Raw genomic sequence first — 16,944 nt, forward strand, 5'->3', positions numbered from 1 at the left:
TTGAACACCTCAGTTAATTATTGTACTTCTTCCTGATAATCACAATTTACACAATTGATCTGGACGCCTTTTTTCACTTTCTTTTCAACCAGAAGGCTGCTGCACTTCGGACATGGACGCTCTATCGGTTTATCCCATGAGACAAATTCACACTCAGGATAACGTTCGCAACCATAGAAGATGCGTTTTTTCTTACTCTTCCGTTCGACAATCTCACCTTTTTTACATGTAGGGCATGTGACACCTGTATGCTTGACAATCGCTTTCGTGTTGCGGCATTCAGGGAAATTGCTGCAGGCCATGAATTTGCCGTACCGGCCAAGTTTGAAGACCATCGGCGATCCGCAGTGTTCACAGTCTTCCCCGGCAGGTTCATCTTTGATCTGGACTTTCTCCATTTCATTTTCAGCGACTTCAACGTCTTTTTCGAAGTCTTTGAAGAATTCCGCTATAATGCTTTTCCATTCCACATCGCCATCTTCGACACTGTCGAGATCGTGCTCCATTTTAGCAGTGAATTCGATATTCAGAATATCCGGGAAAAATTCCAGGACAAGGCTGTGGACAATTTCCCCAAGCTCAGTCGGAATAAACCGTTTGGCGTCAAGCGTTACATAGCCGCGTTTCTGGATCGTGTCCAGCGTTGGCGCATAAGTTGACGGGCGGCCTATCCCCAATTCTTCGAGCGTTCTCACAAGACGCGCTTCCGTATATCTTGGCGGCGGCTGCGTGAAATGCTGTTTGGGTTCGATGGCGACAGCTTTGACTTTATCGCCTTCTTCCATTTCAGGAAGAATATTGTCTTTGTCTTCAGTTTTGTCATCTGTGCCTTCAACATAAACTTTCATGAAACCAGGGAATTTCACCTGAGACCCGTTGGCGCGGAATACGGCTTCTCCGTTCTGCAGTTCCGCCATTACCGTATCAAGTACAGCCGGACTCATCTGGCTCGCTACAAAACGGTCCCATATCAATTTATAGAGACGATATAAATCCCTGGACAGGATACTTTTCAATGATTCCGGAGTGCGCATCACACTTGTCGGCCGCACCGCTTCGTGGGCATCCTGTGATTTGGATGACTGCTTTGCTGCAGCCGTTTTTGTTACATACTCAGAACCATATTTCTCTTCGATGAATTTGATGGTATCCTGCTTGGCTGTATCTGAGATCCGTGTTGAATCCGTACGCATATACGTAATCAGACCCGTAATCCCTTCTTTGCCGACCGCTATACCTTCGTAAAGCTGTTGTGCAAGCATCATGGTTTTCTTGGCACGGAAGTTTAATTTTCTTGCTGCTTCCTGCTGCAGAGAGGATGTTGTGAAAGATGGGGATGGATTTCTCTTTCTCTCTTTTTTAACGACGCGGTTGACAGTGAAATTCTTGCCTTTCATCGTCGCCATGACCGCTTTGACATCATCTTCATTTTGCAATTTCATTTTTTCTTTTGCATTCCCGTAAAACTGGGCTTCAAAATTCTTTTTCGCTTTTTCGAACTCACCTGTTATAGACCAATACTCTTCCGGTTCGAATTCTTTTATTTCATTTTCACGATCGATGACCAGGCGAAGCGCCACTGATTGCACACGGCCCGCCGATAATCCTTTTTTCACTTTTTTCCACAATAACGGACTGATGCTGTAACCGACGAGACGGTCAAGAACCCGTCTTGCCTGCTGTGCATCGACAAGATCCATATCGATTTTGCGCGGTTGCTTAAACGATTCTTTAATTGCATCTTTTGTAATTTCGTTGAAAACAACACGGCAATCCGAGTCAAGATCTACGCCGAGTGCATTTGCCAAATGCCAGGCAATCGCTTCCCCTTCTCTGTCGGGGTCAGCCGCGAGAAAGACTTTCTTCGCTTTTTTCGCTTCTTTTTTTAAATCCTGAAGAATTGGGCCTTTCCCCCGTATCGTAATATAGCGGGGTTCAAAATTATTTTCCACATCAACAGCCATCTGGCTGCGGGGTAAATCACGCAAATGCCCTAAAGACGCGCGGACTTTATACTTCTTGCCCAAATAACGCTCGATTGTTTTCGCCTTTGCTGGCGATTCCACAATCACTAAAAAATCCGACATAAAACTCCTCCTCATAGAGGTTTCTTAAACTTTTACATATTGTATAAATAAGAAATACCTGTGCAAAATGTATAACAGTTTTTGTGTTAATGCAAGGCATTTCATTTTATCGACTTATTTAAAACCTGAATTTCCCGGTATTCTTCCAGCACCTGAAGTGCGTTCCAAACCGGTTTTGCACCTTCATAAATGAGTTTATGCGGACCAGCCGATAGGGCAGAATCGATATTCCCCGGGACCGCAAAAATATCCTTGCCATGTTCAACGGCATGTTCAATCGTACTGAGCGTACCGCTTTTCACTTCCGCTTCCGTGACCAAAACCCCTTTCACCAAACCACTGATGATGCGGTTGCGCATCGGGAAATTCCAGCGTTTCGGCTGTATATAAGGCGGATATTCGGTTATCGACAATTGAGTTTCTTCTATTATAATATTCAATTCACCGTTCTCTTTCGGATACGGATGCATAAAGCCGCTGCCGGTAACAGCAATTGTTTTGCCGCCGCAAGCTATAGCAGTCCGGTGCGCCATCGCATCGGCGCCTTTAGCCAATCCGCTGACGATTATAAAACCCGCTGCCACAAGATCCGGAATGATCTTATCCATCGCTTTTTGTGAGTATTTTGAAGCTTTTCTGGCGCCGATAACACCGAGCCGGTCTTCATCCAATAAATAATCTATATTGCCCTTGGCATAAATGATGGCTGGTGGATCGATCAATTGAAAGAGACTTTGCGGGTAATTGGGATGGTTATAAGATATGGGGATTATCTTATGCTTTTCATACACGTCAGAATAGGGGGTGTTTAGTGATTTTCTGTAAGCGGTTTTCAGATTCGCCGCCGCTTCCGGCTTTATGCCGAGCAATTGACTGATTTCCCAGGCTGGCCTGTTTTCCAGATATTCCAATGCCGCATCATCGAGCATCAGCCTTTTTAAGCGATCGAGTGGTCTGGGGTAAACATAATGCAGCGCCATCAACCTTTGTTCAAACAATGAATCCATAAAGTTCCTCCATTCTTTTGGATGCCTGACAAAGATGAAGTGCGACTTAAGCTTAATAGTAGCCTGACTGGGAGATCATGTAAACAGTTGTTGGAATATTATCTTTATTCGTTGGGAAAAGCAAAAAATCAAAAACGCGAAACCAATTAAGGTTCCGCGTTTCAAATGATTAATGTGTTTTACAAGCGTCGTAAAGACCTTTTTCTTTGATCACTTTGATCAAAGTTTCACCGATAACTGATGGAGTGTCTGCAACTTCGATTCCAGCAGCGTTCATTGCTTTAATCTTATCTGCAGCAGTTCCTTTACCTCCGGAAATTATCGCACCAGCGTGGCCCATGCGTTTTCCTTCTGGAGCAGTCTGTCCGCCGATAAAGCCGACAACAGGTTTAGTCATATTAGCTTTAACCCATTCTGCAGCTTCTTCTTCAGCAGTACCACCGATTTCACCGATCATGACAACAGCATAAGTGTCTTCGTCTTCATTGAATTCCTTCAATACATCGATAAAGTTTGTGCCGTTTACAGGGTCTCCGCCGATGCCGACAGCAGTCGATTGGCCGATTCCTTCTTCAGACAATTGGTGAGTCGCTTCGTACGTCAACGTACCAGAGCGTGATACAACACCGACATGTCCTTTTTTGTGAATGTAACCAGGCATGATGCCGATCTTACATTCGTCCGGAGTGATGACACCCGGGCAGTTAGGTCCGACAAGACGTGTTTTCTTGCCTTCCATATAACGCTTCACTTTTACCATGTCCAATACAGGAATGTGCTCAGTGATGCAGATAGCCATGTCCAGATCAGCTTCCACTGCTTCAAGAATTGCGTCAGCAGCAAAAGGAGCCGGTACATAAATTACAGATACATTAGCACCTGTAGCTTTTACGGCATCTTCAACTGTGTTGAAAACAGGTACGCCTTCAACTTCAGTACCGCCTTTGCCTGGTGTTACACCCGCAACGATTTTCGTTCCGTATTCAAGCATTTGCTTTGTATGGAAAAGGGCAGTTGACCCTGTAATTCCCTGTACAAGCACTTTTGTGTCTTTATTAATGTATACACTCATTTTTGTCCCTGCCCTTCTTTAGCCTACAAGTTCTACGATCTGTTTCGCGCCATCCGCCATAGTGCCAGCAGCTACGATGTTCAGACCTGATTCGTTCAGCAGTTTTTTACCAAGTTCTACGTTCGTTCCTTCAAGACGGACAACTAATGGCACTTCAAGGCTGACTTCTTTAGCAGCTTGAATAACACCTTCCGCAATGATGTCACACTTCATGATACCGCCGAAAATGTTAACGAAGATCCCTTTTACATTCTTGTCAGAAAGAATGATCTTGAAAGCTTCCGTTACTTTCTCAGCAGTGGCACCGCCCCCAACGTCAAGGAAGTTAGCGGGTGAGCCGCCGTAATAGTTGATCGTATCCATTGTTGCCATAGCAAGGCCGGCACCGTTAACCATACAGCCGATGTTTCCGTCCAATGAAATGTAGCTCAAGTCATACTTGGAAGCTTCGATTTCTTTGGCATCTTCTTCATCGTAATCGCGCATTTCCATGATGTCCTGATGACGGTATAGCGCGTTCGCATCGAAGTTGAACTTCGCATCCAAAGCCACTACCTGTCCGTCGCCAGTTACAACCAATGGGTTGATCTCGACGATTGCTGCATCTTTTTCCACATAAGCCTGGTAAAGGCCCAGCATCAATTTGGCTGCTTTGTTTACAAGCTTAGCCGGGATGTTCATGTTGAATGCCATACGGCGAGCCTGGAAACCACTCAAACCGACAACAGGATCGATTTCTTCATAGAAGATTCGCTCCGGTGTGTTTGCTGCTACTTCTTCGATGTCCATTCCGCCTTCTTCTGATCCCATCAAGTTGACTAGGGAAGTTTCACGATCAAGAACCAATCCAAGATAGTATTCTTTTTCGATGTTGCTGCCCGCTTCGATGTAAAGACGTTTAACTTCTTTACCTTCGGGACCTGTTTGGTGAGTCACAAGCGTTTTGCCAAGAAGTTCCTTAGCATACTCGCGCACTTCATCCAAGTTTTTAGCCAGCTTGACGCCGCCTGCTTTGCCTCGTCCACCTGCGTGGATTTGAGCTTTTACAACGACAACATCCGAACCAAGTTCTTTCGCTGCTTTGACTGCTTCTTCAGGTGAAAAAGCAACATGGCCTTCTGGAACTGATACGCCATATTGTTTCAGGACCTGTTTTCCCTGATATTCATGGATATTCATCTGTCATCCTCCAATCAAACATCTGTCTCTTAATTTTATTGCCTTTACCATTGTATTAAAGTTGCCACAAAATGTCCACAGTAGACAGCCAAGCTAATGAATACTTGAAATATTCAATCACTTCATTCATTCATTTTCATTGCATCCGCCTGCTCCACAATCCCTTTTACAGGTTCGAAAGTGCGCCTGTGAATCGGAGTTATACCGAGCTCATTAATTGCCTGCACATGTGATTTAGTTCCATATCCGGCGTGCTGTTCGAAACCATATCCAGGATATTCAGCCGCATATGCTTCCATTATGGCGTCCCTTCCTGTTTTGGCCAAAATGGAGGCAGCTGCAATCGACAGACTTTTGGCGTCCCCTTTGATAATCGATGCACAAGGGATTCCGACATCGAGCTGCATGGCATCGGCGAGAATGATCGACGGCGCAGGTTCAAGTGACATCGCGGCTTCAGCCATTGACTGCTTTGTTGCCTGATAGATATTCAATCGGTCAATTTCTTCAGGAGGCTGTATATGTACAGCATAGCTTACAGCCACTTTTTTTATTTCCTCGGCAAAAAATTCCCTTTTCGCTTTCGGGATTTTTTTTGAATCATCGAGCCCGAGAAGTGTCGGGCAATGGTCAGGAAGTATGACGGCTGCCGTCACAACCGGTCCAGCCAGCGGACCTCTCCCTGCTTCATCAATCCCCGCCACGGTCCAATCAGGACTTTCTTTGAATGAATGGTCGAATTGCTGTTTGAGTTCAAGGTTCTCGAATAACTTTTCCTGAAGTGACTGTTTGCGTTTCCAGGAAGCCAATAATTTTTGGACAGCCTTTCGTTCATCCGTTTCCAATTCATCGATCCAAGGCTCCCACTTTTCTGTCTCGCCCAGTTTCTCGCGTATGATTTTAATCGTTTGCATCCCGCTGCTCCTCCTGTTGCGCCAACTGCCGACTTTGTTAAAAATAAAAGAGGCTGCCCGGAATCGGATCAGCCTCTTTCATTTGCCTGCATTGTTGTTACGCCTCTTCTTCCACTATCATTTCATCTTTATAATCGAACGTGACTCGTCCAAGGTATTGATTGCGGATGTCCCGTACAATCGCTTCGGCGGTCATTTCATAATCCACTTCGCCTTCATGCGATACAAAACGGCGCTTTTTGGCAATGTGGTCAAAGGTATGGACAATTTCTTCATCGATATGATCAATTCCATAACGCTCTTTCAAACGCTCCGGATACCGCTGTTCCAGAAATTTAAGGGCATAGATGGCCAATTCCTGCATTTGGATGACAGAATCTTTGATTGCTCCGGTTACCGCCAATTTAAAACCGGTTTCAGGGTCCTCGAATTTCGGCCATAGAATACCTGGAGTATCCAGCAATTCAATTTCCTTACCAACCTTGATCCATTGCTGCGCTTTTGTCACCCCGGGCATATTCCCGGTTTTCGCAAGGCTCTTTTTAGCGAGTCGGTTGATCAAAGTCGATTTGCCTACGTTCGGGATCCCGACGATCATGGCACGGATAGCGCGGGGTTTGATCCCTTTTGCAATCATGCGGTCCCATTTTTCGGCGAGGATCTCCTTCGACGCTTTCGTCACCAGCTGCAGTCCTTTGCCTTCAAGCGAGTTGATGGCTACTGCACGTGTGCCCTGTTCTTCAAAATAGTGGATCCACTTTTTCGTTTCTGCATCATCGGCCATATCCATCTTGTTTAAGATGATCAGCCTCGGTTTCTGCTGAATCACCTGATCGATCATCGGGTTGCGTGATGATAAGGGAAGCCTCGCATCAACAAGTTCAAATATGATATCGACTAATTTCAGTTTTTCAGTTACTTCTCTCCGGGCTTTCGCCATATGCCCCGGAAACCATTGAATCGTCATAAAATCTCTCCTTACTTAACAAGTCCAGCTTCTTCAAATGGCCAGAATACAAAACTAGTATTGCCGACAACTTCTTCCATTGGAACTACTCCGATAATCCGGCTGTCCTTGCTTGCCCGGCGATTATCGCCCATTACAAATACTGTTCCTTCCGGTACAGTACTGGAATTTATCTTTTCTTCAAGCGTAAAATCTTCTGTTAATGTGCCACTGACATCTTTTTTGTAGTCGTCCAGATACGGCTCATCTATTGGTTCACCGTTAATATATAATTGGTCATTTTCATAAGCGATATGATCCCCCGGCAAGCCGATGATCCGCTTGATATAATCTTTTTCTTCAGGCGCATGAAAAACGATGATGTCAAACCGTTCCGGATTCCCAATATTATAGCCAATTTTATTGACAATCATGCGGTCGCCATGTTCTAGCGTCGGCATCATCGACTCCCCATCAACCACAATCGGCGTAAAAAGGAATATACGGATAATTGCTGCAAGACCGAACGCGATCAATAGAGCTTTCGACCATTCCCACACTTCGTTCTTCTTTTTCGCTTCTGTTTCCATGCGCGTTCCTCCCTATGCTTTGTGCTTTAATTGTACAAGGATATTTGCATTTAAGCAAAAAAGAAAGAGGGCGCGGACGCCCTCTTTCTGCATTGCAATCTTATCTGATTTCTTTGATGCGAGCTGCTTTACCGCGAAGGTTGCGCAAGTAGTACAGTTTCGCACGACGAACTTTACCGCGACGGGTAACTTCAAGTTGAGCAATTTTTGGTGTGTGTACAGGGAATGTACGTTCAACACCAACACCGTAAGAGATTTTGCGGACAGTGAATGATTCACTGATCCCGCCTCCGCGACGGCTGATGACAACTCCTTCGTATACCTGAATACGTTCGCGTGTACCCTCGACAACTTTAACGTGGACGCGGACAGTATCACCAGGACGGAAATCTGGGAGATCCGTACGAAGCTGTTCTTTTGTGATTTCTGTAATAATGTTTTGCATGGTTTTCTCTCCTTCTACAGATGCTCTTGCATTCATAAGCCGATTGCAGCGGAACACCGTAATCCTGTACTTCACATAAAAGTACAGACTCCATGTTATCACTAAGCAACAGCATTTGCAAGAGTTAATCTGTGATCATTTTCTATTTTTCAAGTCATCCAAAATCTTCTTCTGTTCATCAGTCAGGTCGATTTTCTCCAGCAGATCCGGACGGCGTTCGAGAGTTCTTTTCAGTGTCTGTTCCTCGCGCCATTTATCGACTTTCCCGTGGTTTCCGGAAGTCAAAACATCCGGCACTTTCCACCCGCGGTATTCAGCGGGTCTTGTGTACTGTGGATGCTCCAGAAAACCTGTCGAAAAAGAATCCTTAACAGGCGAATCCGCATTGCCGAGCACGCCGGGCAGCAGTCTTACTACACTGTCGATGACAGTCATGGCCGCCAGTTCCCCGCCAGTCAAAACAAAATCGCCGATTGAAATCTCATCGGTCACCAGATGTTCACGGATCCGTTCATCGTATCCTTCGTAATGGCCACAGATGAAAATCAGTTCCTCTTCCTGCGCAAGCTCTTCCGCTTTTTTCTGTGTAAAGCGCTCACCTTGCGGGCACATAAGGATGACACGGGGCTTCCCTTGGCCAGAGAGCGCTTCTACAGCGTTGAAAACCGGTTCCGGCTTCAGCACCATTCCAGCACCGCCGCCAAATGGATAATCATCCACCTGGCGTTTATTATCAGCAAATTCCCTGAAATCGGATACTGCAAATGTTACAGCATTTTTTTCCTGGGCTTTCTTTAGCATCGACTGGTTGAAAACACCTTCGAACATGGCTGGGAATAATGAAAGAACATTTATTTTCATTCGTTCAACAAACCTTCCATGACTTCAATCGTCACTTTTTTCTCTTCGACATCAATGTCCTTGACGACATCTTCGATATAAGGGATATACTGCTTCTTGCCGGCTTGAGGTGTGATTTCCCATACGTCATTCGCACCGGTTTCCAGGATTTCAGTGATTTTGCCCAGTTCACGGCCTTCGTCAGTGAAGACTGTGCAGCCCAGAATTTCATGGTGATAGAACGCGCCTTCTTCCAATTCCGTCAGGTCATGTTCAGCAATTCGCAGATACGAATCTTTGAACTCTTCAACCATATTGATATTAGGATAGCCTTCAAATGTCAGCAGCTCAAAATTCTTATGCTGCCGATGGCTCGCAATTTTGACCATGATCGGCTTTTTTTCATCTTTCTTAAAAAGGCCCAGTTTCGTCCCTACTGCAAAACGTTCCTCCGGAAAATCCGTGCGGGATAAAACACGCACTTCTCCGCGGATTCCGTGGGTATTAACGATTTTTCCAACATTAAACCATTCCACGCGCAAACATCCTTTCTATTTCAGTATTTATATTATAAAAATTATTAAGTAATCGCGCCGGCGCTTAGGACAAAGCTCCCGCAATAAGCCGAGAAGTGCACTCGTCTTATTGCTTCGCTCAGTCCATTGGCGCGCCAGCGCTGAGAAAATAGCTTTTATTGAGAGATTATCTGAGATATGGAGCAAAACAGCGAAGACGCCATGGGGAGCAGGCGAATGCCGACGAAGTGCAAGATTCACTCGAGTGAAGTGAAACGAGCTCGAGTTAGCTCAGTGCGAGCCCCCAGGCAAGCGAAGTTGTTTTGCGGAATATCGGCTATAACGACAATCCCAAGAAAAAAGGAAGGAACCGGGGCTCCTTCCTTTTACTTAATCCACAATATCGAGGTAAGTTTTTTTCTTATGATGATTGCCTGCTGCTGAATACACGATAGCGCGGATGGCTTTCGCCACACGGCCTTGCTTACCGATCACTTTCCCTGTATCTTGCTGATGCACGGAAAGCTTGTAGACAATACGGCTATTATTTTCGTCAATTTCAATACGAACTTCTTCCGGATGATCAACCAGCGGTTTCACAATGGATTCAATCAGCTGCTTCATAAGAAAGTCTCCCTTACTTGTTTAATTTGTCGTTATGGAATTTCTCCATAATGCCTTTTTGAGAAAACAAGTTACGAACAGTGTCAGATGGTTTAGCGCCATCGTGAAGCCATTTCAACGCCAATTCTTCGTCGATTTTAACTTCAGCTGGAACTGTCAGCGGGTTGTAAGTACCTACTGTCTGAATTTGACGGCCGTCACGTGGAGCACGTGAGTCAGCTACAACAATACGATAGAAAGGAGATTTTTTAGCTCCCATACGTTTTAATCTAATTTTTACTGCCATTTCTTAAAGCACCTCCGAATAGTTTCACACAAGATATTATATTAGCAAGCTTTAAATAGTTTGTAAAGTATTTTTTCTTAACACCTTATAAAATTATTTAAAAAGTGAGTCCAGGCCTGGCATTGACATCTTTTTCTTGCCTTTTTTCGAGCTCATGCCGGACATTTGTTTCATCATTTTCTTCATATCTTCGAATTGTTTCAACAAGCGGTTGACGTCCTGAATCGACGTCCCCGATCCGCGCGCGATCCGTTTTTTCCGGTTCGCGTTGATGATTTCAGGCGTTGTTTTCTCCTGTTTCGTCATCGAATAGATGATGGCTTCTACACGGCCCATTTGGCTTTCATCCACTTTTGCGTTTTCCAGCCCTTTGATTTTATTGGCGCCGGGCAGCATCTTCAGGATTTCATCCAATGGCCCCATCTGTTTGACCTGTGCCAGCTGTTCCAGGAAATCATCGAACGTAAATGAAGACGTACGGAATTTCTCTTCGAGCTGTTTCGCTTTTTCTTCATCAACATTAGTCTGCGCTTTTTCAATCAGCGACAGCATATCGCCCATTCCGAGGATCCGTGATGCCATGCGTTCCGGATGGAATACATCCAAAGCATCCAGTTTTTCGCCCATACCGATGAATTTGATCGGCTTTTGCGTTACAGTACGGATAGACAATGCCGCCCCGCCGCGTGTATCGCCGTCAAGTTTCGTCAGGACGACTCCCGTGATACCGATTGCTTCATCAAAGCTTTGTGCCACGTTCACTGCATCCTGCCCGGTCATGGCATCTACAACCAGGAAGATTTCATCCGGTTCCTTCAATGCACGGATATCCTTCAATTCCTGCATCAGCGTATCGTCTATATGCAAGCGGCCAGCCGTATCGATAATGACTGTATCCAAATGTTCCGCTTTCGCGTGTTCGATCGCCTGACGAGCAATTTCAACCGGTGATATGTCTGTCCCTTTTGAAAATACCGGAATGGTCAGCTGTTTGCCGACTGTTTCCAATTGCTGTACAGCCGCCGGACGGTATACGTCAGCCGCTACCAATAACGGTTTGCGGTTATGCTTCTTGCGCAGCAATCCCGCCAGTTTTCCGGTAGTGGTCGTTTTACCTGCACCTTGCAGACCCACCATCATGATGACTGTCGGCTGTTTGGTTGAAAATTCGATTTTGCTCTGCTCGCCGCCCATCAATTCCGTCAATTCATCCTTAACGATTTTGACGACCTGCTGGCCCGGTGTCAAGCTGTCCATTACATCTGAACCGGCAGCGCGTTCACTTACTTTCTTAACGAATTCTTTTACTACTTTTAAGTTAACATCCGCTTCGATCAAAGCGAAACGGACTTCACGCATCATATCTTTAACATCTGCTTCAGACACTTTACCTTTGCCCTTGATCTTAGTCATGGTGCCTTGCAGGCGTTCGGATAAACCTTCAAATGCCATTCGTTCCGCCTCCTAATCCCATTCTTTCAGTTCACTGAGGAATTTATGGATGTTTTCTTCAGTGAAGGGGTTTTTCTCGAATGTCGAAACCAGTTCCTGCCGACGCTGAAATTTATCGAACAGCTGGAGCTTCGCTTCGTATTCCTCGAGCATCGCTTCAGTACGGCGTATATTATCGTAAACCGCCTGTCGCGTAATATTGTATTCTTCGGCAATTTCACCTAAAGAATGGTCATCCAAATAATACAGCATCATATAACTGCGCTGTTTTGGCGTCAGCAATTCCTGATAGAAATCGAATAGATAGTTCATCCGTGTCGTTTTTTCCAAACCCATCATGTCTGCTCACCCCGTTCATACTACACACAACATTACTGAAAATGAAATCAACCGTCAAGTAATTTTACTTGTCTGCAGCATCCTCTTCCATTTCCTCTTCCTTATCCAAACCTTCGGCAAACAGGCCATAAACATATTTCTGTGGATCGAACGGCTGAAGGTCATCCATTTTTTCACCCAGACCGACAAATTTGACGGGGATGTTGAGTTTATTGCGGATAGCCAGAACGATACCGCCTTTTGCGGTGCCGTCCAGTTTAGTCAATACGATGCCCGTAACTTCCGTCACTTCTTTGAAAGTCTGTGCCTGGATCATCGCATTCTGTCCGGTTGTGGCATCAAGTGCCAGCAGCACTTCATGCGGAGCACCCGGAATTTCACGCCCTAACACACGGTGGACTTTTTCCAGTTCATTCATTAAATTGACTTTGTTCTGAAGGCGCCCCGCCGTATCGCAGATCAACACATCCACACCGCGTGATTTCGCCGAACGCACAGCATCGTACATGACCGCTGCAGGATCCGAACCGGCGGCTTGCTTGATCACATCCACACCGACCCGCTGTCCCCAGACATCCAATTGCTCAATTGCTCCGGCACGGAAAGTGTCGCCGGCCGCTAGCATGACCGATTTACCTTCATTCTTCAAACGGTGGGCCAGTTTACCGATAGTCGTTGTCTTGCCCACACCGTTTACGCCCACCATTAAAATGACGGTCAAGCCATCGGCGAACTTGATTTCGTTCAATTCAGGTTCACCGGCCTGGTAAATCTCAACCAATTTTTCTGAGATGACAGACTGTACGTTCGAAGTGTCCCGCACATTTTTGCGCTGTACTTCATAGCGCAATTCATCCATCAATTCGAGAACGGTTTCAAAGCCGACATCCGCCTGCAAAAGTACTTCTTCAAGTTCCTCGAAGAAATCTTCATCCACTTTGCGGTATTTCGCCACTAAGTCGTTTATGCGTGAGGTAAACCCCGTACGCGTCTTTTCCAGACCTTCTTTATACTTTTCGGTTGATTGTTCCTGCTCGGCGTTGCCGGCAAATTTATCTTTCAGCTTCTTGAAAAAACTCACCAGATCACTCCTCCATTTATAATTGTTCCTGCAGTTTTACAGATACGAGTTTTGATATGCCTGATTCCTGCATCGTGATGCCGTAAAGGACATCGGCACCTTCCATCGTCCCTTTTCGGTGTGTGATGACGATGAACTGTGTATCTTCACTGAATTTCTTAAGATATTGGCTATAGCGCACTACGTTCGATTCATCGAGTGCAGCTTCCACTTCATCCAGGATACAGAACGGCACCGGCCGGATATTCAGGATGGCGAACAGCAGCGCAATCGCAGTCAACGCCCGTTCCCCCCCTGACAGCAGACTGAGGGCCTGCAGTTTCTTGCCCGGCGGCTGTGCGATGATTTCCACACCGGTCGCCAGCATATCCTGTGGATTTGTCAGCACAAGATCAGCTGAACCGCCGCCGAACAATTCCTTGAAGACCCGCTGGAAATGGCTTCGGATGGCATGGAAGGTTTCATCAAAACGGGTCGTCATCTCTTCATCCATTTCGCGGATGACTGTCCGCAATGTTTCTTTTGCCTCGTTCAAGTCATTTCGCTGCTCCGTCAGGAAGTTATGGCGTTCAGCCACATGCTCGAATTCCTCGATAGAGCCGATATTGACCGGACCCAGTTCTTCAATCGACTGTTTAAGCAATTTGACTTTCTTGCGCACAACATCTTCTTCATCCGCCAGTTCAAATTGAGTCGCCTGTTCAAGTGTCAATTCATAATTATTTTCCAATTGGCCGATCAGATTCTGCACCTGAACATCCAATCGTGTAGCTTTCACTTCACAGATACGGATCGCTTCGACAAACCCTTTATGATGGCGCTGGTATTCTTTCAGCTCTTCTTCCAGTTCAGTTAATTGGCTTTGGTTTTGGATTCGAAGCTCTTTTAACTCACTGATTTTCTGCATGCCCATTTGTTTTTTGCTGGACCATTTTGAAATTTCAGCTATGATCTCTTCATCTGAATAGACTTTTGCCGCTTCTTCGGATTGCAGCCACTCAAGTTCGGACTGGATTTCCTTCAGCTTGCGGTCGCTCTTCTCTTTTCGGACAAGCAACTCAGCTTCACTGTCCGTCAATTGGTTGACCCGTTCCTTCATGACAGCGAGTTGGGACTTGTGGTCGGCGAATTTTACCAGCACCGCGTCCCGGGCGCTTTCATTCTGCTGCTTGAACTGCGTCAATTCTTCAATACGGGCCGAAGTTCCGTCCAGCTCAGAAGTGATTTCATCGAGACGGCTGGAAGCAGTTTCTTTGCGCACCGTCACAGCGTCCAAATCGGATCCTTTGTTTTTTTGCTCGGCTTGAAACACCTTGAACCTTTCTTTTGTGGTGTTCAAGACTGCATTGATTTCCCGAAGTGTCATCGCGCGTTCTGATTCCAGGTCACGATATTTTTCACCTTCCGACCGTAAATCATTCAATCTGCGTTCTGTCGTGTGGACTTCAGACTGTTCTTTCTGCACTGTTTTTTCTGCAACGGCAATCGTCTGTTTCAGCTCTTTGGACTGGACAAGCAATTGCTCAAGTTCCGCTTTACGCGTGAAAAACGATGCCTGGGTTTTATTGGCTCCGCCGGTCATCGAACCGCCGGTATTGACGATATCCCCTTCAAGCGTCACGACCCTGAAGCGGTTGCCTGTCAACTTAGCGATTGCTGTAGCGCCTTTCAGATCTTCCGCAATAATTACATTGCCGAGAAGATTTTCGATGATCATATTGTAAGCGGGATCATAGTCCACCAGCTCGAACGCAACTTTAATAAACGCCGGATGCTGGCGAATTGAAGATAAGGTGTGCTCCGGTATGGTTCTCGGCTTCATCACCGTCATCGGCAGGAAAGTGGAGCGTCCAGCGCGTTTCTCACGAAGGAACTGGATTGCTTTCCGGGCATCGTCTTCGTTTTGGACGACAATATGCTGACTGGAAGCGCCAAGCGCAGTTTCAATCGCTTTCGCATAGTTCTGGTCTACTTGCGCGATTTCCGCCACCGCTCCCACGATCCCGGTCAATTGTCCTTTTTCACGTGCTTGAAGCACTTCCCGCACTCCTTGGAAAAACCCTGAGAAATCGGCTTCCAATTCCTGAAGTGTGTCAATTCTTGATTCCAGTTGCTTTTGGGATTGATAGGCTTGAAACAGCATATTCTGCTTTTTGTCGAAAGCTCCCTTGATTTGCTGGTAGCTGTTTTCTGTTTCACGGTACAATCGGCGTTTTTCTTCCAACAGCTCTTTGATTGTATCGTATTTCTTCGCGGCTTCTTCTTTTTCCTTCTCCAGCTTTTCGAGCTCAGTGCTGAAATCTTGTTGCTGCAAAGCGATTCTGCTGGTGGATTCAGATAATTGCCGTTCCTGCAAATCGATATTCTTCAATTCATTTCTGACAGTAGCCTGCTCATTCATCAATTCTATATAGAGAGATTTGAAGGATTCGATTTCATTTTCAATATCCGCTGGCGTTCTGCTCAATTGTTCTTCCAGTTGTCTGATGGCATTTTTAATTTTCTGCTGCTCCGCTTTTCTTGCATCCAACAGCTTCAATTGCTCCTGATGCTTTTCAGCCAGCAATTGATTCTCCGCCATTTCGGCTTCCAGATTTTCTTTCAGCTGGCTCGCCTGCCGGTCTGCATTATGTTTTTTCTCGGACATCAGCAGTTTGCGGCCTTCCCATTTCTCGGTTTCGGAGCTTGCTTCAATCAGACTGCTTTGTTCCGCATCTATTCCGCTGTCGAGTTCAGCAATCTTCTTTCGCAGACTGGAGACAGTTTCTTCTTTTCTGCCGATTTCAGCCGCCAATTCCTGTTCCTTGGCGCTTTGTTCAGCAGCGTCTTTGCCAAGTTGTTCAAGTTCCTGTTTTAAACGGTTTGCGTCGAACGCCAATAAAGCGATATCCGCATCCTTGAGTTCAGCACTCATATCCAGGTAATCCCTGGCCGCGGAAGCCTGAATCTGCAGCGGTTCCATCCTGCCATCGAGTTCATGGAGAATATCCAAAACCCTGTTGAGGTTTTCATCCGTTTCATTCAATTTCAATTCAGCTTTTTTCTTGCGCTGTTTATATTTCAATACGCCTGCAGCTTCTTCAAAAATGGAACGGCGTTCTTCAGCTTTGCTGTTGAGGATTTCATCCACCCGTCCTTGCGAAATGATCGAGAAAGCTTCTTTGCCGAGTCCGGAATCCATGAACAGATCGGTGATATCTTTTAAACGGCAATTCTGCTTGTTCAACAGATAAGCACTTTCCCCACTTCGAAAAACCCTTCTCGTTACGCTGACTTCGCTGTAATCGAGAGGGACCCGTCCGTCCGTATTATCCAAGACCAAAGTAACTTCGGCGAAATTCAGTGGTTTCCGAGAATCACTGCCGGCAAAAATGACATCTTCCATCTTTCCGCCGCGCAATGATTTCGCGGATTGTTCGCCGAGGACCCAGCGGATTGCATCAGTGACGTTGCTCTTTCCGCTGCCATTCGGTCCCACAACTGCTGTAACTCCAGGAACGAAGTCGATGCCGATGCGATCAGCGAACGACTTGAATCCCATGACTTCCAATCTCTTCAAAAACATTC

16 protein-coding genes are annotated in these 16,944 nt (G+C 46.0%); all 16 read right to left on the reverse strand.

Features of this window, described 5'->3' with window-relative positions; all coding sequences use genetic code 11:
- Positions 1-17 precede the first annotated feature (17 nt).
- The 16 genes from topA to smc all read right to left on the reverse strand — a co-directional run bounded on the left by topA (position 18) and on the right by smc (position 16,942).
- The gene (gene topA / locus D2910_RS03710; RefSeq protein ID WP_101802834.1) at positions 18-2,087 is read right to left on the reverse strand and encodes a type I DNA topoisomerase; all 2,070 of its coding nucleotides are present in this window, start codon (positions 2,085-2,087) and stop codon (positions 18-20) included.
- A 101-nt stretch (positions 2,088-2,188) separates the two neighbouring features.
- Positions 2,189-3,094: a DNA-processing protein DprA gene (gene dprA, locus D2910_RS03715; RefSeq protein ID WP_117312429.1), complete on the reverse strand. Its 906-nt coding sequence runs from the start codon at positions 3,092-3,094 to the stop codon at positions 2,189-2,191.
- Positions 3,095-3,263: 169 nt separating this feature from the next.
- Positions 3,264-4,166 (reverse strand): succinate--CoA ligase subunit alpha, encoded by a 903-nt coding sequence (sucD, locus tag D2910_RS03720; protein WP_084245158.1) that lies wholly within the window; start codon positions 4,164-4,166, stop codon positions 3,264-3,266.
- A gap of 18 nt (positions 4,167-4,184) precedes the next feature.
- The gene (sucC, locus tag D2910_RS03725) at positions 4,185-5,345 is read right to left on the reverse strand and encodes an ADP-forming succinate--CoA ligase subunit beta (protein ID WP_117312430.1); all 1,161 of its coding nucleotides are present in this window, start codon (positions 5,343-5,345) and stop codon (positions 4,185-4,187) included.
- 122 nt (positions 5,346-5,467) lie between these two features.
- Entirely contained in the window at positions 5,468-6,259 is a 792-nt protein-coding gene (locus D2910_RS03730; RefSeq protein ID WP_117312431.1) for a ribonuclease HII, read from the reverse strand.
- Between the two features lie 97 nt (positions 6,260-6,356).
- Positions 6,357-7,226, reverse strand: a complete 870-nt coding sequence (ylqF, locus tag D2910_RS03735) for a ribosome biogenesis GTPase YlqF (protein WP_084245152.1) — start codon at positions 7,224-7,226, stop codon at positions 6,357-6,359.
- Between the two features lie 11 nt (positions 7,227-7,237).
- Positions 7,238-7,795: a signal peptidase I gene (gene lepB / locus D2910_RS03740; protein ID WP_117312432.1), complete on the reverse strand. Its 558-nt coding sequence runs from the start codon at positions 7,793-7,795 to the stop codon at positions 7,238-7,240.
- A 100-nt stretch (positions 7,796-7,895) separates the two neighbouring features.
- Positions 7,896-8,240, reverse strand: coding sequence for a 50S ribosomal protein L19 (rplS, locus tag D2910_RS03745; RefSeq protein ID WP_084245148.1), 345 nt, complete (start codon positions 8,238-8,240; stop codon positions 7,896-7,898).
- Positions 8,241-8,375: 135 nt separating this feature from the next.
- Positions 8,376-9,101, reverse strand: coding sequence for a tRNA (guanosine(37)-N1)-methyltransferase TrmD (trmD, locus tag D2910_RS03750; protein WP_101802771.1), 726 nt, complete (start codon positions 9,099-9,101; stop codon positions 8,376-8,378).
- Positions 9,098-9,616: a ribosome maturation factor RimM gene (gene rimM / locus D2910_RS03755; protein WP_117312433.1), complete on the reverse strand. Its 519-nt coding sequence runs from the start codon at positions 9,614-9,616 to the stop codon at positions 9,098-9,100. The genes trmD and rimM overlap by 4 nt, the downstream gene beginning before the upstream one ends.
- Before the next feature lie 369 nt (positions 9,617-9,985).
- Complete coding sequence (locus tag D2910_RS03760) at positions 9,986-10,219, reverse strand: KH domain-containing protein (RefSeq protein WP_084245142.1); 234 nt, start codon at positions 10,217-10,219, stop codon at positions 9,986-9,988.
- A gap of 13 nt (positions 10,220-10,232) precedes the next feature.
- On the reverse strand, positions 10,233-10,505 hold the full coding sequence (rpsP, locus tag D2910_RS03765; RefSeq protein WP_084245140.1) for a 30S ribosomal protein S16: 273 nt from the start codon (positions 10,503-10,505) through the stop codon (positions 10,233-10,235).
- A gap of 93 nt (positions 10,506-10,598) precedes the next feature.
- Entirely contained in the window at positions 10,599-11,957 is a 1,359-nt protein-coding gene (gene ffh / locus D2910_RS03770; RefSeq protein WP_101802769.1) for a signal recognition particle protein, read from the reverse strand.
- A gap of 12 nt (positions 11,958-11,969) precedes the next feature.
- The gene (locus tag D2910_RS03775) at positions 11,970-12,293 is read right to left on the reverse strand and encodes a putative DNA-binding protein (RefSeq protein ID WP_084246789.1); all 324 of its coding nucleotides are present in this window, start codon (positions 12,291-12,293) and stop codon (positions 11,970-11,972) included.
- Between the two features lie 67 nt (positions 12,294-12,360).
- Entirely contained in the window at positions 12,361-13,377 is a 1,017-nt protein-coding gene (gene ftsY, locus D2910_RS03780; RefSeq protein ID WP_084245136.1) for a signal recognition particle-docking protein FtsY, read from the reverse strand.
- Between the two features lie 16 nt (positions 13,378-13,393).
- Positions 13,394-16,942, reverse strand: a complete 3,549-nt coding sequence (smc, locus tag D2910_RS03785; RefSeq protein WP_117312434.1) for a chromosome segregation protein SMC — start codon at positions 16,940-16,942, stop codon at positions 13,394-13,396.
- Positions 16,943-16,944: the final 2 nt, after the last annotated feature.

Origin of the sequence: Planomicrobium okeanokoites (assembly GCF_003428875.1) — a bacterium.
GTDB lineage: Bacteria > Bacillota > Bacilli > Bacillales_A > Planococcaceae > Planococcus > Planococcus okeanokoites.